We start from the raw sequence: 19,213 nt of genomic DNA, 5'->3' as shown, positions 1-19,213 counted from the left end.
CGGGGGATCCCCGGCGATTCAAACGCATCAGGTCCGTTCCGCGCCGCCGTGGTATTTCGTGAGATGACGAAATGACGACACCATTGGCGCGCCTCGTTCAGATCCACAAAGCCATCGGTCACCCGGTGCGGCTGCGCCTCCTCGCGATGCTCCGCGGCGGGCCGCTCTGCGTCTGCCAGATGACCGTCGTCGTGAAGCTCGCCGCCTCCACCGTCTCCGAGCACCTGTCGGAGCTGCGCAGGGCCGGTCTCGTCGCGGAGCGAAAGGAAGGCCGGTGGGTCAGCTACCGGCTCTCGGACGCCGCCCTGCGGCAGGGCACCCTCGATTCCGTCTGGCCGGAGTTGGACGAGGACCGCGAAACGCACGCCGACGCGGTGCTCCTGAGGGAGCTGCGGCGCGTGCCCGTCGATCAGCTCTGCCGGGTCGATCTCGAGCTCGGCCGGATCGACGGCCCGAAGCTCGCGTCGGCGGTCGCGAAGGCGGCGAAGATCCGCGCCACCGAAGCGGTGGAACGATGACCGGGATTGCCGCCGCCGCCGCGGCGAACGCGTCGCGCCCGGCTCCGCGGCGCGCCTGGGCGCCGGCGGCCGCCGCTCTCGCCGCCGCGGTCCTCCTCTACACGCAGCTGTCGCGGATCGCCGGGTTTCTCACGTACGACCTTGCCGGCCTCGCGCGCGGCGGCCGCCCGGGCTCGGCGGTCGAGTTCTTCCTCTTCGAGGTCCCGAAAGTCCTCCTCCTTCTTACCGCCGTCGTGTTCGGCGTCGGAATCCTCCGAAGCTTCTTCACGCCCGAGCGGGCGCGGCAGCTCCTGGCCGGACGCCGCGAGGCTTCCGGCAACGTGTTCGCCGCCCTGTTCGGCATCGCCACACCGTTCTGCTCCTGCTCCGCCGTTCCGCTCTTCATCGGGTTCGTCACGGCCGGCGTGCCGCTCGGCGTCACGTTTTCCTTTCTCATTTCCGCGCCGATGGTCAACGAGGTGGCGCTCGTTCTGCTCTTCGGCCTCTTCGGCTGGAAGGTCGCCGCGCTCTATCTCGGGACGGGCCTGGCGATCGCCATCGCCGCCGGCTGGGTGATCGGACGCCTGAAGCTCGAGCGGCACGTGGAGCCCTGGGTCTGGCAGATCCAGTCCGGCAGCGGCATGCCGGCAGCGAAGCGCTCCTGGGCGGATCGGCTGACGGACGGACGCGCCGCCGTCCGCGAAATCGTCGGCAAGGTCTGGATCTACGTCGTTGCCGGGATCGCGGTCGGGGCGGGCATCCACGGTTTCGTGCCGACCCACTTCATGGCGTCGTTCATGGGCCGCGGTGTCTGGTGGGCGGTGCCGCTCGCGGTCGTGCTCGGAGTCCCGATGTACTCCAACGCCGCGGGCATCATTCCGATCGTCCAGGCGCTGCTGGGCAAGGGCGCGGCGCTCGGGACGGTCCTCGCCTTCATGATGTCGGTCGTCGCGCTTTCGCTGCCGGAGATGATCATCCTCCGGAAGGTCCTTCGTCCCGTACTGATCGCGACGTTCGTCGCCGTCGTCGCCGCCGGCATTCTCGCGGTCGGCTACCTCTTCAACACAGTGATGTAAATGGAGACGATCATGGCAACACACAAGAAGATCGAAGTTCTCGGCCCCGGCTGCTCTCGTTGCAAGGAAACGTACCGCGTCGTGCAGCACGTGGTCGACGGAGAGCGGCTCGACGTCGAAATCGTCAAGGACGATTCGGTCGAGCGCATGATGGCGCTCGGCCTCATGTCGACGCCCGGTGTCGCGATCGACGGAAAAGTCGTCGTGTCCGGGCGGATCCCGAAGGCTCAGGAGATTCGGGAGCTCCTGGGACTCGAATGAATAGCACGGGGTTCGCTCCTTCATTGGACGCGGAGCCGGCCGGGAATACATCGGGCGACACGAAAAGACGAGTACCGGTGATCTCGCGCAAGGGGTTGAAGATCGTCCTCTGGTGCCTCGCGGCGGGCGCACTGGCCGGAACGGTCCGGTTCCTGACCACTCGGCCGGTGCCCGTCGAGACGGCGCAGCCACAGCGCGGAGAGGTGGTGGCGGAAGTGTTCGGGACGGGCACCCTGGAGTCGAAGGTCGTGTCGGGTGTCAGCTCCAAGGTCGTCGGGAAGGTGGTCGAGGTGTTGGTGGATCAGGGAGACGTCGTGACGACCGGCCAGACGTTGGCGCGACTCGAAGCCAGGGATTTCCTGGACGCCGTTCATGTTGCGCAAGCGCAGCGCGATCAGTCCCGGGCCGAGCTGGCGAAGGCCAGGGCCGACGTGGAAAGGAATCGCCAGCTCCTCGTGAGCGGTCTCATGTCCCGGGCGGATTTCGATGCTTTCGACACCACCCGCGTCGTCGCCGAGGCGAAGCTGAGCAACGCCGAGGCCTCGCTGGGCGTGGCGCAGGCGAAACTCTCGGACACGCAGATCGTCAGCCCGGCATCCGGTCTGGTGATCACCCGCAACCTCGAGGTGGGATCGACGGTGGTGCCCGGCGCGCCGATCTTTCGCATCGCCGCATCGGTACCCTGGGTGACGGCCCAGGTGGACGAGCGCGAAACGGGAGCGCTGCGTCTCGGGCAGCCCGCTCGGGTCGTGTTCGAGACCGACCCGGAGACCGTGCAGCACGGCCGCGTCGCCCGGTTGAGCGCGGAAGTCGACCGGGTGACCGAAGAGCGCGAGGTGGACGTCATCCTGGACCGGCCGTCGGGAGCCCGATTCCTCGGGCAGCGGGCCGACGTGTACGTCGAGACCGCGCGCAAACGCGATGTGCTGCGCGTTCCGCTGACCTCCCTCGTCGTCCGGGGCGGCAAGCCGGGCGTGCTCGCCGTCGTGGACGGGCGGGCGCGGTGGCGGCCCGTGCGGTCCGGGTTGCGGGATCGCAGGTTCCTGGAGGTCGTCAGCGGCGTGAGCGAACGGGACCGGGTCATCCTGAGCCCGCTGGCCGGCAAGAAGCCGATCTCCGACGGAGCTCGCGTCGCCGTCGCACCCGAGAAGGAACGGCGGTGAACCTCGCCGTTCGGGACATCGGGCGCCGTCCCGGCCGCTTCGCCCTTTCCTGCATCGGGGTCGGGCTCCTGCTGACCCTCGTGCTCTCGTACAGCGGCATCTACCACGGGTTCGTCTACGAAGCGCTGACTCTCATCGACAAGGCGGGCGCGGACATCTGGGTCGTCCAGCGCGACACCCGCGGACCCTTTGCGGAACAGTCGCGTCTGCCGGAGGACATCCGCTACCGCATGGCCATCGTGCCCGGCGTCGCGGCTGCCGGGGCCTACGTCGCCTATACGATCCAGCGCCCCTGGCAGGGCCGGTCGCTGCGCTTCGTCGTCGTCGGCTATGACCGGGATTCGGACCTCGGCGGTCCGCACGAGATCGTGGCCGGACGCGGGATCGCGCAAGCCCACTACGAGATGGTCGCCGACGCAAAGCTCAAGCTGCCGCTGGGGACGAAGCTGCATCTCGGGCTGGACGACTACACGGTGGTCGGGCTCACCCGCGGCGCGGTGGGATCGGGCGGAGACCCCGTCGCGTTCTTCTCCCTCGCGGACGCGCAAGAGATCCAGTTCGTGAAGGACAACTGGGCGATCCGCAACGTGCGGGAACGGGTCAGGGCCGCCTATGCGAATGCCCTGCCGACGCAGCCCGTCCTGTCCGACGTGCTCGCCCGCGAGTTCGCCGACAATCCCGATCTGCACACGGTCAACGCCGTCCTCGTGCGGCTCGCCCCGGGCGCCCGGCCCGAGGCGGTCGCCGAGGCGATCGGACGCTGGAAGTACTTCACCGCGTACACGGCCGACGAGCAGGCGCAGATCATGCTCGCGGGCAGCGTGGCGAAGGCCCGAATGCAGACGCTCCTCTTCCGCATCTTCCTGACCATCGCGGCCACGGTCATCATCGCGCAAATCATCTACACGATGACGCTCGAAAAGCTGAAGCCCATCGCGCTCTTGAAGCTCATCGGCACGCCGACCCGGACCATCGTCGGGCTGGTCCTGCAGGAGAGCCTGGCTCTCGGCCTGATCGCCTATGCGGTCGCGCTGCTCGTGGGAAGCCTGACGTACGACAAGTGGCCGCGGCTCGTGCTCGTGCAGACGGCCGACAAGCTGGCTCTGTTCGCGATCGTGGTCGTGATCTGCCTGATCGCGAGCGCGATGGGCATCCGGCGCGCCCTCCACGTGGAAGCGGGCGCGGCCTTGACCGGGTGAGGACGTGGAAGTCGTCCGCATCGAGAATCTGAGCAAGGTGTACGGCAGCGGCCGTACCGCGGTGTCCGCGCTTCGCGGCGCGAACCTCCTCGCGCAGAGCGGCGAGCTGGTCGCCATCCTCGGACCGAGCGGCTCCGGCAAGACGACCCTGCTGACGTCCATGGCCGGCATCGTCGAGCCGACGGGCGGGCGCGTCTCGATCGGCGGAATCACGACTTACGACGACGGGTGGAAGGTGCGCGACCGGACCCGGTTCCGCCGCGAGCATCTCGGGTTCATCTTCCAGTCCCACAACCTCATCGAGTTCCTGACCGCGCGGGAGAACGTGCTGGTGGCGCTGCAGACTCGGAGCGTCACGGGGGCGCGGGCGGTGCGCATCGCGCAGGATCTGCTCGATTACCTGGGCGTCGGAGAACGCCAGGGGCACCTGCCGGAGGCGCTGTCGGGCGGAGAGCAGCAGCGCGTCGCCATCGCCCGCGCCCTCGCCAACAGCCCCCAGGTCATCCTGGCCGACGAGCCGACCGCCGCCCTCGACACCGAGCGAGGCCGGACCGTCATGGCCCTCTTCCGGCAGATCGCGCGAGAGAAAAGCAGCGCCGTGATCTGCGTCACCCACGACAGCCGGATGGTCGAGGGCTTCGACCATCTCTACCACGTGAACGACGGGATCGTTTCCAACGGGCTTTCGGATGCCGGATCGGACGCGCACCCATGACGAGAAAAGGCGCGGCGATGACCGGGCGGCTCTCGTTCCTCGACCGTTTCCTCACCCTGTGGATCTTCCTGGCCATGGGGATAGGTGTTCTGCTCGGCTGGGGCGTCCCCGGATTCGACCGGGCCATCAACGCCTGGAACGCGGGCACGACGAGCGTGCCGCTCGCCATCGGCCTCATCCTGATGATGTATCCGCCGCTCGCGAAGGTTCGGTACGAGGAGCTGCACCGGGTCTTCCGGGACAAGCGCGTTCTGGGCCTGTCCCTCGTTCAGAACTGGATCGTCGGTCCGCTCCTCATGTTCGGCCTGGCCGTGCTCTTCCTGCGCGATAAGCCGGAATACATGCTGGGCGTGATCCTCATCGGCCTCGCGCGCTGCATTGCGATGGTCATCGTGTGGAACGACCTGGCCAGGGGAGACACCGAGTACTGCGCGGGACTGGTGGCCTTGAACTCCATCTTCCAGGTGCTCTTTTTCAGCGTGTACGCCTGGTTCTTCGCGACCGTGCTTCCTGCCTGGCTCGGCCTCCCGGGCGTGGTGGTGAACATCACGATCGGCCAGATCGCCCGCAGCGTCTTCATCTATCTCGGCATTCCCTTCCTCGCCGGATTTTTGACGCGCTTCGTCCTCGGGAAACTCAAGGGGTTGGAGTGGTATCACCGGGTCTTCGTGCCGAGGATCAGTCCCATCACGCTCGTCGCGCTGCTCTTCACGATCGTGGTCATGTTCTCTCTCAAGGGTGAGGCGATCGTGAAGCTGCCCCTGGACGTGGTGCGCGTCGCAATTCCCCTGTTGATCTACTTCGTGGTGATGTTCGCGCTGAGCTTCTGGATGAGCCGGAAGGCCGGAGCGACCTATCCGCAGACGGCCACGCTTTCCTTCACGGCGGCCTCCAACAACTTCGAGCTCGCCATCGCGGTCGCCGTCGCCACGTTCGGCATCGGCTCCGGCGCGGCCTTTGCGGCGGTCATCGGACCTCTCGTCGAAGTGCCCGTCCTCATCGGCCTGGTCAATATCTCCCTCGCGCTCCGGAAGAGGTTCTTTTCGGGGACAGAAGAGATCGCGCCGGGGAGGGCCCCGGCGCGATGCTGATCGGGCGCCGTCAGCCGGCGATCGTCACGAGCGAGGCGAGGATCGAACCGTCGCCCTGGAGCGTTCCCTTCACGTTCACGCGTTCTCCGGCCGCGAGATCGGAAAACGACGCCGCCTTTCCGTTCCTCTCGAAGATCGTCGCGTCGTTGGTGACGACGGTCGTCGTTCCGACGAGGAAGCTCGAGGAGCCGGAGTCGACCGAGGCGATCGTGCCGTTCAACTCCCGGGTGCCGCCGATGTTCAGATCCTGGACGAGGATCTCGGTCGCGAGATACGTTCCGTCTCCCTGGTCCGTCGCCTTGACGTGCACTTCCATCCCCGCCGTGATCTGCGCGAGCGTGATCGCCACGGCGCCGTGGCGGATGCTCGTCGTGTCGCTCGTGGCGATGGTGACCGTGCCGAGCCGCTGGTCGGCGACCGTCAGCGTTCCCCCGGCCGCGTCGACCGTCTGCACCCGCCCCTCGATCTCCACGCCCGGATGTCCGCCCGGGACGATCGTCGCCTGGTTGCCGTGAATCGCCACGGTGATCGAAACGGTCGAACCCGCGGGGACCTGGATCGCCGCCCGCGCATGGACGTCGGAACGTTCGAACGAGAGGGTGTCGGCGCCCGGGGGAACTCCGGTCAGCGTGAACTTTCCGGTCGCGTCGGTCTGGGCAGACGCGTTCGAGGACTCGACCCGCACGACGATGTTCGCCGGGCTGGCCGAAGCCTCGGGCCGCACGACCGCCTGGGTGCTCGAGCCCATGACGACCTGTCCCGTGATCGTCGAGCTGCCGCTCGACGTCGGGGTATCGTTCCCGGAGCAGGCGGCGAGGGCGAGGAGTCCGGCGGCTACCGCGAGGTATTGCAAGTTCTTTGTTTTCATGGGGCCTCCATTGCCGGGCGAGGGCGTGCAACGTCCCTGCCACCCATCGCCTTCGCGACGCTCGCGGGGCTCCCTCATCCGCCCGCCTGCGCGTCGCTTCGGCGGTCACCTTCTCCCGCCGGGAGAAGGCAGGCGGGCCGGCGACGGTTCGCTTCGCTCGCTATTCGGCCTCGACGAGCTCTCCTTTGCGCGCTTCCATCTCCTCGCCGAGCGCCTCCAGGCGGTCCTTCGAGAGGTTCTTGCGCGCCTGCTTGAACATCTCCTTTTCTTCCTCGTCCGCATGGTGCTCGACGCTCTCCTGCAGGACGGTCATTTTCGCGTCGAACTGCTCGTCTCCCGGCTTCATGGCGTCGAGCTCGGCGAGTAGCGTCTTGACGATCCTGTGCTCCTCGACGGCTTCGCGGACTTCGTCCCTGGCATCTTCGGATCGGGCCGCCTTCACCGCCGGATAGAAGATCTCCTCCTCGATCTCCGCGTGCACCGTGAGCGCGTCGCGGATCTGCTCGAAGAGCTCCTCTCTCTTCGCCAGGGCGCGATCCCCCGACTTCTCGTATTCCTTGAACAGCGCCCGGACCTCGTCGTGGTCGTCCTTGAGCAGTTTCGTCGCGTCCATCGGATCTCCTTCGCGCGACCGTGCGGCCGCCTCCCGCCGCGGCTCCATTGCCCGGCGGAGGACGGGGGAGCAGGAGCCATGCCACTTCGCCGGAGAGGGACGGCACGGCATAATTCCCTCATGAAGAAACGACACGCGCTCATCACCGCGGCCGCGCTCCTCGCCGCGGCCGCGGTCTTGGCGGCCCCGCCCCCTTCCGGTGACCCGCGGCTCGACCACGCCATCGAGACCGCGAACTCCGAGTGGGCCGCGGCGATGAAGAGCGGAGACGTAGCGGCGATCGCCCGGCCGTATCTCGACGACGCGCTCTTCGTGGGCCCCGACGGAGCGTGCACCCGAGGTCGCGCGGCGATCGAGGCGCTCTACGTCGAGCGCTTCCGAAAGAACGCGCGGGCTTCTGCGACCCGGATCGAGCCGCGAAGCGTCGTTCGGGATGGCGATCTCGCGTATGAATCCGGATACGGAGAAATGACCTTCATCCGGGAGGGTAAGCCGGTCACGGCCGGCGGCCGATACCTCGCGGTCTGGGCCCGGCAGCCCGACGGCGGCTGGAAGATCCTCCGGAACGTCGTTTTGCCTTGACGAGAGTCGAAGGTCTGAAGTCGAAGGTCGAACGTCCCTGGTGAAGCCCGGCGGACGCCGGTCCTGACATTTGACCCCGGCCTGAAACTTTCGACTTCTAGGCCTTCCCCCTTACCAGGTCTTCCGCCCGCGGCATCGCGACCCGGCGCTCCGGGGTGGAATCCTTCTCCTCGGTGGTGTCCCCTTCGCCCGGCGCCAGGAACAGATTCATCTGCCGGCCGTGCTGCCGCGTGTAGAGGTCGTGGTACCGGCCGCGCGCGGCGTAGAGCGCGTCGTGGGAGCCGCGCTCGACGATCTCACCTCCCTCGACGACGAGGATCTGGTCGGCGCGCCGGATCGTGCTGAGCCGGTGGGCGATCACGAAGGTCGTGCGCCCGCGCATCAGGAACGAAAGGCCTTCCTGGATGAGCGCCTCCGATTCCGAGTCGAGGGAGGACGTCGCCTCGTCGAGGATCAGGATCCGGGGATCGGCGAGGATCGCGCGCGCGATCGAGATGCGCTGCCGCTGTCCGCCGGAGAGCTTCACGCCGCGCTCTCCGACGACGGTCTCCCAGCCTTCGGGGAACTTCTCGGCGAACTCGTCCACGCGCGCGATTCCGCCGGCGCGCCGGATCTCCTCCTCCGAGGCGTCCGGCCGCGAGAACGCGATGTTCTCGCGGATCGTCCCGTCGAAGAGGAACGACTCCTGGAGGACGACGCCGAGCGAGGCGCGGTAGGAATCGAGGCGCACGCGGCCGAGGTCGACGCCGTCGATCAGGATGCGTCCCGCGGCCGGCTCGTAAAAGCCGGCGACGAGGCCGATGATCGTCGACTTGCCGGACCCGGAGGAACCGACGAGCGCCGTCACGGTCCCGGGAAGCGCCTCGAAGCTCACGTCCTTCAACACCGGCTTGTCGGCGTCGTAGGCGAAATCGACGTGCTCGAAGCGGATCGCCCCCTCGATCGCGGGGAGGACGACGGTCCGCTTCGGGTCGCTGTCCTCGGGCTTTTCGGAGAGGACCTCGTGCGTGCGCTCGAGCCCGGCGATCGCCTCCGTGATCTGCGTGCCGATGTTGACCACCTGGAAGATCGGCGCGACGAGATAGCCGAGGAACATCGTGTACGTGAAGAAGCCGCCGAGCGTGAGCGTTCCCGCCATGATCTGGCGCGCGCCCATGAACATCACGACGGCTCCGACGATCCCCATGAGCGCGGTCGAGGAGAGGCTCATCACCGACGTTGCCGTGAGCGTCTTCAGGACGTTCCCGAGGAGCCGGCCGACGCCCTGGGCGAAGACGCCTTCCTCGCGCGCCTCGGCGTGGTAGCCCTTGACGACGCGCACGCCGCCGAGCGTCTCCGTGAGCCGTCCCGTCACCTCGGCGTTGATCTTTCCCCGCTCGCGGAAGATCGGGCGGATCGTGACGAACGCCTTCTTCAGCCCGAGCGAGAAGAGGACGAGGCAGGAGAACGCGAAGAGCGTCATCGTGGGGCTGATCCGGACGAGGACGACGAACGCGATCGCCGCCGTGAGCAGCCCGCCGGCGAACTCGACGAGGCCCGTGCCGACGAGGTTCCGGACCCCTTCGACGTCGCTCATGATCCGCGCGACGAGCGTGCCCGTCTTGTTCGCGTCGTAGTAGGCGACCGGAAGGCGGCCGACGTGCGCCTGCACCTTGCGGCGGAGCTCGGCGATCAGCCGCTGCGCCTCCTTCGAGAGGAGCTGCGTGAGGGAGAACGACGTGGCTCCCTGGACGAGTGTGGCGGCGAGGACGCCGAGGACGAGCGGCCCGAGGAGCCGCGTCCGGTGCTTCAGGATGACGTCGTCGACGAGGAACTTCGTCGAGGCGGGGAGCACGAGCCCCGACACGCGATTGATCGCCATGAGGAGCAGGCCGAGCGCGAGGAGCGCCCGGCGGGGACGCATGAGGGCCCAGAGGTCGGGCCACACGGTCCGGAGCCGGGCGACGGAAGGCTTCTTTTCGGGAGCGGAGGCTTTCTCGGCGGCCATGCGCGCCAAGACTAGCAGGCTGCTGAAAAACGAATCCGGGCGGCGTGTCACGAGTCTCGCCGATCGTTCGCAGGACGGCGCGGCGCTCCAGCGCGACGAGGCCGGACGCCGGACATTTATGACGCGCGAACGGCAAGACTCGCGCCACCAGAAGGTTGCGGCGGCGCGGGCTCGCCGGCTTCGTCGCCGCGCCTGGACGGAAAAGGAGCCGGACCCGGAGCAGATCCCTGTCCGCCGGGAATCGCCGGGCGCGCGGCGCAGGTGTAGGATCGAATTCCAGGAGCTCCGATGAAGATCTATCTCATCGCTCCCCGGAATCCCGAGTCCTTCTGGACGTTCGACCGGATCCTCCCCAGCCTCGAGAAGAAATGCGTCTTCCCGAACCTGTCTCTCCCGACCGTCGCGGGGCTGACCCCCGCCGGGCACGAAGTCGTGCTCTGCGACGAGAACGTCGAGCCCGTCGACTTCGAGACCGACGCCGACGTCATCGGTCTGACCGGCTACGTCATTCATCGGGAGCGGATCCTCGCCCTCGCGGCCAAGTTCCGCCGCCGCGGCAAGTTCGTCGTCGCGGGCGGACCCTTCGCGTCGCTCTGCCCGGAGGATCTGCGCGGCGAGGTCGACGTGGTCTTCGTCGACGAGGCCGAATACACCTGGCCCCGCTTCCTGGAAGACTTCGCCGCGGGCCACTGGCAATCGGAGTACCGGCAGGACGAGAAGCCGAGCATGCACGACTCGCCGCTGCCGCGATTCGATCTGCTCAAGATCGACCGCTACCGCACGATGACGATCCAGTTCGCGCGCGGCTGCCCGTACAACTGCGAGTTCTGCGACATCATCGTGATGTACGGGCGCCGGCCCCGCACGAAGACCGTCGCCCAGGTCATGGCGGAGATCGTCGAGATCCGCCGGCTCGGGCTGCGGAACATCTTCGTCGTGGACGACAACTTCATCGGCAACAAGGTCGAGGCGAAACAGCTGCTCCACGCGATCGGGGAGTGGCAGCGCCGCGAGGGGTTCCCGATCGAGTTCATGACCGAGGTGACGCTCAACATCGCGCAGGACGACGAGCTCCTGGCGCTCATGCGCGAGGCGAATTTCACGACGATCTTCATCGGCATCGAGTCGCCGCGCGCGTCGAGCCTCCAGGAGACGCACAAGACGCAGAACCTGCGCGAAAACCTGCTCGACTCCGTCCACCGCATTCAGGGGGCCGGGATCGCGGTGATGGCGGGGATGATCGTCGGGTTCGACCACGACGATCCGTCGATCTTCGAGGAACAGTTCCGATTCATCCAGGACGCGCGCATCCCGATCTCGATGACCGGCATGTTGAACGCCGTACCGAAGACGCCGCTCTACCGGCGGCTGCAGGACGCTGGCCGACTCGTCGCGCAGTCGGTCGGCGACCAGTTCGTCTTCACGAACATCGTCCCGCAGGGGATGTCGCGGCAGGAGCTCTACGACGGCTACCGTCGCCTGCTCGAGCGCCTCTACGCGTATCGGAACTATCGGCGCCGGGTGATGCAGCTCCTCCTCCACAAGGGGCGCCAGATCGAGAGGAAGCTCGTCACGAGCCGCGAGGATCTGCGCATTTTCCGGCGCGTCATCCGGGACTGCGTCTTCGGGGCGTCTCCGCGGCGAGCGTGGATGACGGTCTCACTGATGCTCGAGACCCTCCTCCGGCGCCCCCGCGCGATTCGCGAGGCGGTCACGCTCGCGCTGCTGCACAAGCACCTCTACGAGTACATGCGCGACACGTGCCGCCGGCTCGAAGAGCTCGCTCGCGAGCTCGCGGCCGCGCCCGAGAAGCCGGCCGCCGCCCTCGAGGCGTCGCGTCCCTTCGCGTGAGGTCAACCGAACTCCTCCCCATCACGGGCTCCCGTCGCCCGAGCCAGCTCCGGCGACGCGGGTTCAGCGCCGGTTCTTGTCGACGACGGCGGCGAGGATCAGCACGAACGCGAGCGCGCGCAGCAGGTAGACGGCGTCGCCGACGGACGACGTCGAGGCGATCACGCGATCGACGCCCAGCAGGAAGAACGCCGCGCTGAAGAGGAGGAACAGGCGGTCGCGGCTCTCGCGCCAGAAACGCAGGAAAAAGAGCGCGGCGACGGCGAACCCCATCACGAGGAAACCCGCGACGAGGGGAAGGGCGACGCTGCTCATCGCGTCTCCCAGACGAGGCCGAAGATCAGGACCGCGATCCCGACGGCGGAAGGGATCATGCGGACGAGCGAGAGGTCGGTCTGCGTCATGATCCGCAGGTCGACGAAGAGCAGGACGTTGTTGGCCGCGATTCCGACGAAGCAGAGCCCGCTCCAGAGGAGGAGGCGTTCCCTTCCCCGAGCCCACCCGCGAAGCAGAAGGTAGGCGCAGGCGGCGGACAGGACCGCGCAGGCGATGTAGACCGCGGTGCCGAAGTTCATGGCTTCCTCAGTCGAAACGCATCGGCGAACTTCCGGAGACGCTCGAGGTTGGCGGAATAGATCACGTTGATGACGTTGGCTCTCCGCTCGGCGTATTCGCGCGCGAGGTCCGACACGATTTCGCGGGTTTCATCATCGCCCGGGCGATAGCGGAAACCGGCCGCTTCCCGCGTCACGAGGCTGGAGGAGACGAGGCTCTCGAAATTGGCGCCGGCGACTTCCGCCGTCATCCCGAGGCGCTCGGCGGCGGCGGCCGGAGACCATACGGCGTTCCCCCGCGCGACCAGGAGCAGGATTTCGAGCTCCTCGACCGAGGCGATCCGGGCGGCGAGGAACGACTCGATGGACGGGGTGAGTGCCATGCCGACCGACCGATCGTGACACCGTCGCTCCGCGAAGTCCAACTGAAATTTGAGATCAAACGGATTATTTCCGGCGCCGGACGCCCCGGAGGAGCCGGATCGGCAGGAGCAGCACGAAGACCGCGATCACGGCGAGGACGACCGCGAGAAGGCTCATCCGGCCGCGACCGCGGAGGAGGGCGCTTTCCGCTCGGAGTCTTCGGGCGTCCGCGTTCCTTCCATTACCGCAATCCTAAGACACGCCAAGATCGCGCGCCCGCCGTGATATACGGGAGCCGGTCGATCCGAATGCGGAAGCGTCCGGGCTCGTTGCGAGGTTTTGCCGCCGCCATTTTGGCGGCCGGCGCTTCTCCTCTGCTCGCCGGGTCCCCGATCTCCGCGCTCCGGCCGGCCGGCCCGGCGCGGGTCACGATCCGCGGGACCGGCAGCGCCATCTCGGTCGAACGGAGCGCCGAGCCGGCGCGGCGCCGGTCGCCGGTGGAGGCGGCCACGGCCGTGCTCGCCCGCGCGGTCGGGATGAAGCAGTCGGGGACGAGCGACGAGGCGCTCGTCTGGTTCCTCGCGGCGCACCGTTCCGAGCTCCCCGCATTCGTCGACTTCGACACCGTCTCGGCGCTCCGCGACGCCGGCGCGGGAGGGTCGGTGATCGCGTACCTCGCGAGCGTCGCCGCTGTCGAGGTGGGACCGACGGGCGCCGAAGGGGGGAGCCGCGACGAGCCCGCGGTCGGCGCGCCTCCGCGGGAGGCGGAGATGACCAACGAGCTTCCGGCGTCGCTCGCCTGGGGAGGAATCGTGATCGGCCCGCCATCCCGCGGTTTCCGCCGGCACGGTTTTCATTCGGGGCGCGGCAGCTTCCCGCGCGGGATCATGCGCGGCCGCTCCGGCCTCCTCGCCCCCCGGTCTTCCGGCGTCAGGCCGCGGCGGTGAGGAATCGGAGGGAGGCCGAAGCCTCCCTCCGCCGGTCGCGGAATCAGAAGATCGAGATCACCCCGCTCCGGGAGCATGCGGTGCCCGACACCGTGACGCTCAGGCGCCAGGTGTACTTTCCCGGGGTCCCGTACGCGTGCTTCGGGTTCTGGACCGTGGCGTGGGCGCTGCCGTCGCCGAAGTCCCAGTTGTATGCCGGCGTTCCGGAGCAGCCGGACGTCGTCGCCGTCGATTTGAAGGCGACGGTCTTCCCGACGCGCGCCTTCGTGGGCACCGTCGAGCTGCAGGTGATCGAGCAGGGATTCGTGATCGTGATGGTGCCGCTCCGCGCGCAGCTCACGCCGTTGGCGGAGACGACGAGCGTCCAGGCGTAAGTTCCCGCGGTGCCGTACGTGTGGGTCTGGTTGGCGGTCGTGCCGTGCGGCGATCCGTCGCCGAAATCCCAGTCGTACGAAGGCGCGCTGGTGCATCCGGAGGAAAGGGAGGCCGACGCCTGGAAGGCGACCGCGCTCCCGGCGAACGCCGAGGCGGGCACCGTCGCGGAACAGTTGACGGCGCACACCGGTGCCTGGACGCTGACGGATCCGGAAGCGAGATTGGAGTTGATCTTGCCATCCCACGCGGCGAACGTGAAGATGTCGCCGCCCATGAAATTCACGTCCGGAAAATACGTCGCGGAACTGCCCGTGAGCCCCACGGTTCCGTGGAGGGGCTGCGTGACGACCCGGTAGGTCAGCGCGTCGCCGTCGGGATCGGTCGCCGTCAGGGCGATCGCCACCGACTGCCCGGGCACCGTCGACGCCGACGCGTTTCGGGCGACCGGCGGGCGGTTCGCCGTCGTGTTCTCGCTGCCGGGCCCGTCGTGGCACGCGTAGCAGCTCACCTGGAACCCGCGCCACAGCGTGAGCGACCCGTATCCGGTCGAAATCGCGCGGTCACCGAGCGCGCGCGAAAGCACCGTGCCCCGGTAATCGGAGCCGTGGCAGGCCTGGCACGATCCGGTCCCGACGCCTTCGACCGCGTCGCCGTGGGACGTGGCCCACCCCTGGCCGACGGGGTGGATTCCGTGGGGGCCTCCGGCGATCCCGGCGGGCGCCGTCGCGTGGCACGTGCCGCAGTCCGAGAGCATCCCGACGTGTCCCTGGAGCTCGAGGCTCTGCACGTTGTCGTTCTCGTGGGAGCTCGGAAACTCGGCGTGCGTCGAGCCGTGGCACCCTTCGCACTCGAGGCCGCCGTGCCCCGTCGAGAAACGGTAGAGCGAGAGGCCGGGCGCGGGGGTGTTCGGGTTCGTCGCGAACGTGGCGTTCGTCGTCGTGCGGACGACCCCGGGACTGCTGAAGACCGACGTGAAACGGATCGCGCCGGCGTTGGAGATCGCGGTCCCCGTATGGCAGCTCTGGCACATCGGCTCCTGCAGCCACCCCTGGCGCGTCGAAGAGCCGACCATGCTCATGCCGCCGTGGCAGCTCTGGCACTGGATCGCCATCGTCCCGTCGGCGGCGACGGAGTTCCCCATCGCTCCGCGGAGGCATTTCGTCGCGGCGCCCGGATGGCAGCGGTAGCAGGCGAAGCGGTTCTGGTTGGCGTCGAGCGAGAGCCCGTTGCTCGGATCGATGACCCCCGCGTGCAGGGTGTGCACCGCGCTCGTGAACTGCATCGTCCCGCCGAAGCCCGCCGTGCCGAGAGCGTTGGACGCATGGCAGCTCGCGCAGAGGATCGGCGTCCCGTTCTCGGTGACGGTCGCGTAGAGACCCTTCGGACTGGCCCCGGGGAGGAGCGCCAGGTCCGCCGCGAAGACGGGATCGGCCGCCTGCCGATCGTCGTGGAGGAGAAGGATGTTGAGCTTCACGTCGCGGCTGGGGTCCGAATCGTAGACCCAGCCCGCCGCGGGCTCGCCCGCCGGGTTCGACCCGGAGGCGTGGCACGACCGGCAGTCCATCTCGTCGGAGATCGGCACGACGACGTCCGTCGTCGCGACGGCGTTGCCGAATGCGTCTCGCGCGGTGAGGCGAAACATCGGGTAGTAGTTCTTGATCGGCGGCGTGACGGAGAACGCGCCGTCGGGATACGGCGTGATCGGGACTCCTTGCGCCGTGAACCAGGCGCTCGCGGCGTCGAACGTCATGAGCTTCGGCGCGTTCGCGGAGCCCGGCATGGAGAAGCCGGCGATTCCGGTATCGGGCGGAGGCGGGGGATCGATGCCGAAGAGCGCCTTCACCCAGGTCCAGAAATTCGTCTTTCCGATCGAGGTCGTGTTGATCGACTGGGCGGTGTCGGCGACCGCCTCATAGGTGACCGTCATTCCCGCGGGCTGCGTGACGAGCTGCCCGGAGGGGTCGATCAGCTGGGCGTGGAAGGTGTTGTAGGGAGGGAGGACCGAGAAGACCGAGAAGTCGATCCCGTCCGTACAGTGAATCCCGAGATCGTTCCATCCGATCAGCGTCCACTTCTGGGCCGCGAGCGGAGAAGCGATCGAAGCGAGGGCGATGGCGAGGATTCCGAGGCGCAGGATGCGCCGGTCGGTGCGTTTCATGGCGGCCTCCTGTCGGCGCGGCGCCGCGAGCAGGGCTCGCGGAGCCGCTTCCTGCAAGCTACGCGGCGGGGAGGACGATCGCCTGAGCCATGCGAATCAAATCGCTGCGCCGTCCGCGCGCTTCGCGCCGTTCAACGTCGCGCGGGCGCGATGCGCGGCGTCAGCGGCGGATCGCCGGGATCACGACGCCGCCGACGACCTCCGGCTCGAACTTCGACCAGGTCCTGAAGTCGCCGTAGTTCCCGCCGGTGATCGCGACCGCGAGGTCGAGCTCCGGGACGACGACGAGGAGCTCGCCGCCGTTTCCACCCGCGACGATCGTCCGATAGGCGCGGCCTCCCGCGGCGAGCGTTCCGAGGTGCCACCCGTACCCGTAGTCGTCCTTTCCGCTCTGGCTCGCGTGGGGCGCGACGGAGCGGTCGATCCAGTCGCGGGAGACGACGCGGCGGCCGTTCCACGTTCCGCCGTCGAGGATGAGCTGTCCGAACTTCAGGAAGTCGCGAGGCCGCAAGCGCGCGCCGCCCGCCATGTAAGGCGCGCCGTCCGGCATGAGATTCAGGTGGTAACGGGAGATGCCGAGCGGCGCGGCGAGTCCGTCGTGGAACTCGTCCTCCAGCCGAACGCCGGCGGCGCGCGCGATCACGCCGCCGGCGAGATTCATCGCGGCCGAGCAATAGAATGACCGCGGGCCGCCCGGTTCCGCGATGCTCGGGAGCTCGAGCGCGAACCGATACCAGTCGGGCTGCGCGGCCTGCTCCTGCATCGTGTCCTCGTTGCCGGGAGACGCATCGTCGTAGTCGTCGCAGGCCCAGCCGGTCGTCATCGTGAGCAGGTTCTCGACTGTGATCCGGGCGCGCCGCGGTTTCTTCTGCACGAGCGCGTCCCCCCCGGGAAAGAGCGGGTAGACGGGCGTCTCGGGTCCGAACTTCGCGCCATGGTCGATCGCGACGCCGGCGAGGAGCGACGTCAGGCTCTTCGACGCGGATCGCCAGTCGTGGGTCGCTTCGCGCGAGAAGCCCTCGAAATATTCCTCGAGCGCGAGCTTCCCGTGGCGCGCAATCAGGAGCGACTGAACCGACGGCGAGCGGACCGAGTCGGCCCGCCGGGCGAGGATCGCGCGCACGAGCGCCTCGATGGGCGCGGGATCGAGCCCGGCCTCCGCCAGGGTCGACGTCTTCCATCCGTCGCGGGTCTCCGGAGGCCGCGCGAGCGCAGCCCCTTCCGCCGGCGGAATGCGGGGGACGACGCCGAACGCATCGTCGGCGGCCCGGCGCGTGAAGTCGAACGTCCCGTCGGCGAAGGGGAACGCGAAGGAGAGCCATTTCCCGCCGTCGTGCGCGCGGCCGACGATCGGCGGCCGCGAGGGGGGCGAGAGCGTGACCGTGTCGCCGCTCCTCGACACCGCGAGGGCGCCCAGCCTGAGGCCGGCGTTTCGCTGCGGATTCCGGATGAACGCCGTGACGGCGCCATCCGCCGCGCGCCGGATCACGAGGTCGAGCGTCAGCCGATCTTCGAGCGGGCGCACTTCACCGCGGTAAGCATCGCCGGAGATCTTCGCGAGCGCGACGGGGGTCGCGTAGCGGCAGCCGTCGGTCACGCTGACCGGCTGAATCCAGTTTCCCTCGACCGCAGCGCCGCGCCGCCGGCCCCGGAAGGCGCCGCGGTCTCCCGGGAGGCCGAACGAGATCTCGCCGTTCTCCTCACGTGCCGCGACGGTGAACGGCCCGATCGAGGCCGTCCATCCGGAGGGCCCGCGCGAGAGCGCGAGCGCGCCCCGGACTTCCGGGCCGAAGACCCGGTCGCTTTCCCAGACGCCCGCGAGCGCGCCGGCTTCCGCTGAGGCCGCTCGCGCCGGCGCGGTCCGCGCGATCGCGAGCACGAAGAGGAGACCCGCCGTCGATTTCTGCATCGTTTTCTCCGCCGGGGAGGATAGCCGCACGGCGACGCCGAAATCCGCCGAAATTTGCTACTCTCGCGACGAAAATCCGCGCCCCGAAGCTCCGGGGCGGCGAAATTCCACGGGAGCTTCCGCTCGATGGATTGCTTCGATCGCCGGATCCTGGAGATCGTGCAGCGCAACAACCGTCTGCCCGCGGAGCGGATCGCCGCGGAAACGGGGATCTCCGCGTCGGCCGTGCAGCGACGGTTGAAGCGCCTGCGGGGAGACGGGACGATCGTCGCCGACGTCGCGGTCGTGTCTCCCGAGGCGGCGGGCAGAGGGGTAACGGCAATCGTCGAGGTCACGATCGGCGAGCGGCCCCTCCAGCGCGTCCTTTCCGAGTTCCGCCGGCTGATGCTCGCGACCGACGAGGTCCAGCAGTGCTATCACGTCACCGGCCGGGGGGATTTCCTGCTCGTCGTCACCGCGCGCGACATGCGCGAATACGATGCGCTCGCGCGCAGGCTCTTCGTCGACAATCCGAACGTGGCCCGTTTCGAGACGAGCATCGTCGTGAACCGGATCAAGGCGGCGACGTTCGTGCCGCTCGAGGCCGGCGGCGAACAGAAGAAGAGGAGGGAAAATCGTGCGAAGGCCTGAGGGGGCCCCGAGGAAGATCCTCCCCGTGCTCGCGATGGTCGCGTTCCTCGCGGCCGGCCGCGGCTCGGCGCAGCCGCCCGGAGACGCGTTTCGCGATCCGTTTATCGGGAGCCTCGCGGGAAAGTGGGACCTCACGCGGAAGATCCGCGGCGGCGAGGCCCGAAACACCGTCGACGTCCGGTGGGTTCTCGACCACCGGTTCCTCGAGGTCCACATGGTGGACGTCGCGCGTCCCCCGAAGTACGAGGCGCTCGTGCTGATCGGCGACGCCGGCGACGGACGGTACGTCGCGCACTGGTGCGACACCTACGGCGGGAAGTATTCCGCGATCGGTTACGGGAAGCGTTCCGGCGATTCGATCGAATTCGAATGCG

The 19,213-nt window shown here is 68.4% G+C and carries 20 protein-coding genes; 12 read left to right on the top strand and 8 right to left on the bottom strand.

Annotation, left to right across the window (positions count from 1 at the left end; genetic code table 11):
• The first annotated feature begins 71 nt into the window (after window positions 1-71).
• The 7 genes from VKH46_11315 to arsB all read left to right on the top strand — a co-directional run bounded on the left by VKH46_11315 (window position 72) and on the right by arsB (window position 6,002).
• Entirely contained in the window at window positions 72-518 is a 447-nt protein-coding gene (locus VKH46_11315; protein HKB71424.1) for a metalloregulator ArsR/SmtB family transcription factor, read from the top strand.
• The gene (locus VKH46_11310; protein ID HKB71423.1) at window positions 515-1,573 is read left to right on the top strand and encodes a permease; all 1,059 of its coding nucleotides are present in this window, start codon (window positions 515-517) and stop codon (window positions 1,571-1,573) included. The genes VKH46_11315 and VKH46_11310 overlap by 4 nt, the downstream gene beginning before the upstream one ends.
• A 12-nt stretch (window positions 1,574-1,585) precedes the next feature.
• Complete coding sequence (locus tag VKH46_11305) at window positions 1,586-1,834, top strand: thioredoxin family protein (GenBank protein ID HKB71422.1); 249 nt, start codon at window positions 1,586-1,588, stop codon at window positions 1,832-1,834.
• Window positions 1,835-1,911: 77 nt separating this feature from the next.
• Window positions 1,912-2,997 (top strand): efflux RND transporter periplasmic adaptor subunit, encoded by a 1,086-nt coding sequence (locus tag VKH46_11300; GenBank protein ID HKB71421.1) that lies wholly within the window; start codon window positions 1,912-1,914, stop codon window positions 2,995-2,997.
• Window positions 2,994-4,196, top strand: a complete 1,203-nt coding sequence (locus tag VKH46_11295) for an ABC transporter permease (protein ID HKB71420.1) — start codon at window positions 2,994-2,996, stop codon at window positions 4,194-4,196. Before VKH46_11300 ends, VKH46_11295 begins: the two co-directional genes overlap by 4 nt.
• Before the next feature lie 4 nt (window positions 4,197-4,200).
• Complete coding sequence (locus VKH46_11290) at window positions 4,201-4,911, top strand: ABC transporter ATP-binding protein (protein ID HKB71419.1); 711 nt, start codon at window positions 4,201-4,203, stop codon at window positions 4,909-4,911.
• Window positions 4,908-6,002 carry an ACR3 family arsenite efflux transporter gene (gene arsB / locus VKH46_11285; protein HKB71418.1) on the top strand — a complete coding sequence of 365 codons (1,095 nt, stop codon included), beginning with the start codon at window positions 4,908-4,910 and terminating at the stop codon, window positions 6,000-6,002. The genes VKH46_11290 and arsB overlap by 4 nt, the downstream gene beginning before the upstream one ends.
• Window positions 6,003-6,012: 10 nt before the next feature.
• Here arsB and VKH46_11280 read toward each other — a convergent pair whose 3' ends face one another.
• Both VKH46_11280 and VKH46_11275 read right to left on the bottom strand, forming a co-directional pair.
• On the bottom strand, window positions 6,013-6,870 hold the full coding sequence (locus VKH46_11280) for a DUF5666 domain-containing protein (GenBank protein HKB71417.1): 858 nt from the start codon (window positions 6,868-6,870) through the stop codon (window positions 6,013-6,015).
• Window positions 6,871-7,030: 160 nt separating this feature from the next.
• Entirely contained in the window at window positions 7,031-7,483 is a 453-nt protein-coding gene (locus tag VKH46_11275; protein ID HKB71416.1) for a hemerythrin domain-containing protein, read from the bottom strand.
• Window positions 7,484-7,603: 120 nt separating this feature from the next.
• Here VKH46_11275 and VKH46_11270 point away from each other — a divergent pair, with 120 nt between their 5' ends.
• Entirely contained in the window at window positions 7,604-8,065 is a 462-nt protein-coding gene (locus tag VKH46_11270) for an SgcJ/EcaC family oxidoreductase (GenBank protein HKB71415.1), read from the top strand.
• 97 nt (window positions 8,066-8,162) lie between these two features.
• On the opposite strand, the gene VKH46_11265 is transcribed toward VKH46_11270, so the two are convergent.
• Window positions 8,163-10,052 (bottom strand): ABC transporter ATP-binding protein, encoded by a 1,890-nt coding sequence (locus VKH46_11265; protein ID HKB71414.1) that lies wholly within the window; start codon window positions 10,050-10,052, stop codon window positions 8,163-8,165.
• Window positions 10,053-10,340: 288 nt separating this feature from the next.
• On the opposite strand from VKH46_11265, the gene VKH46_11260 reads away from it, so the two are divergent.
• On the top strand, window positions 10,341-11,903 hold the full coding sequence (locus VKH46_11260) for a radical SAM protein (GenBank protein ID HKB71413.1): 1,563 nt from the start codon (window positions 10,341-10,343) through the stop codon (window positions 11,901-11,903).
• Between the two features lie 63 nt (window positions 11,904-11,966).
• Here the strand turns inward: VKH46_11260 and VKH46_11255 are convergent, their stop codons facing one another.
• From VKH46_11255 to VKH46_11245, 3 genes are read right to left on the bottom strand one after another with little or no spacing between them, the layout of a single operon-like run.
• Window positions 11,967-12,218 carry a DUF5985 family protein gene (locus VKH46_11255; GenBank protein ID HKB71412.1) on the bottom strand — a complete coding sequence of 84 codons (252 nt, stop codon included), beginning with the start codon at window positions 12,216-12,218 and terminating at the stop codon, window positions 11,967-11,969.
• Window positions 12,215-12,478: a DUF5985 family protein gene (locus VKH46_11250; GenBank protein HKB71411.1), complete on the bottom strand. Its 264-nt coding sequence runs from the start codon at window positions 12,476-12,478 to the stop codon at window positions 12,215-12,217. Before VKH46_11250 ends, VKH46_11255 begins: the two co-directional genes overlap by 4 nt.
• A complete protein-coding gene (locus VKH46_11245; GenBank protein HKB71410.1) occupies window positions 12,475-12,840 on the bottom strand; it encodes a hypothetical protein in 366 nt (121 codons plus the stop codon). The genes VKH46_11250 and VKH46_11245 overlap by 4 nt, the downstream gene beginning before the upstream one ends.
• 309 nt (window positions 12,841-13,149) lie before the next feature.
• Here VKH46_11245 and VKH46_11240 point away from each other — a divergent pair, with 309 nt between their 5' ends.
• Complete coding sequence (locus tag VKH46_11240) at window positions 13,150-13,767, top strand: hypothetical protein (GenBank protein HKB71409.1); 618 nt, start codon at window positions 13,150-13,152, stop codon at window positions 13,765-13,767.
• 43 nt (window positions 13,768-13,810) lie between these two features.
• Here VKH46_11240 and VKH46_11235 read toward each other — a convergent pair whose 3' ends face one another.
• Complete coding sequence (locus VKH46_11235) at window positions 13,811-16,300, bottom strand: PKD domain-containing protein (protein HKB71408.1); 2,490 nt, start codon at window positions 16,298-16,300, stop codon at window positions 13,811-13,813.
• Window positions 16,301-16,460: 160 nt separating this feature from the next.
• Entirely contained in the window at window positions 16,461-18,209 is a 1,749-nt protein-coding gene (locus VKH46_11230) for a serine hydrolase (protein ID HKB71407.1), read from the bottom strand.
• A 126-nt stretch (window positions 18,210-18,335) separates the two neighbouring features.
• Between VKH46_11230 and VKH46_11225 the strand changes: the two genes are divergently transcribed.
• Window positions 18,336-18,839, top strand: coding sequence for an Lrp/AsnC family transcriptional regulator (locus tag VKH46_11225; GenBank protein ID HKB71406.1), 504 nt, complete (start codon window positions 18,336-18,338; stop codon window positions 18,837-18,839).
• A partial coding sequence (locus VKH46_11220) for a hypothetical protein (GenBank protein HKB71405.1) occupies window positions 18,826-19,213 on the top strand: 388 nt, incomplete at its 3' end. The genes VKH46_11225 and VKH46_11220, both read left to right, overlap by 14 nt.

Source organism: Thermoanaerobaculia bacterium (genome assembly GCA_035260525.1).
GTDB lineage: Bacteria > Acidobacteriota > Thermoanaerobaculia > UBA5066 > DATFVB01 > DATFVB01.
This window is presented reverse-complemented; position numbering and strand designations above follow the sequence as displayed.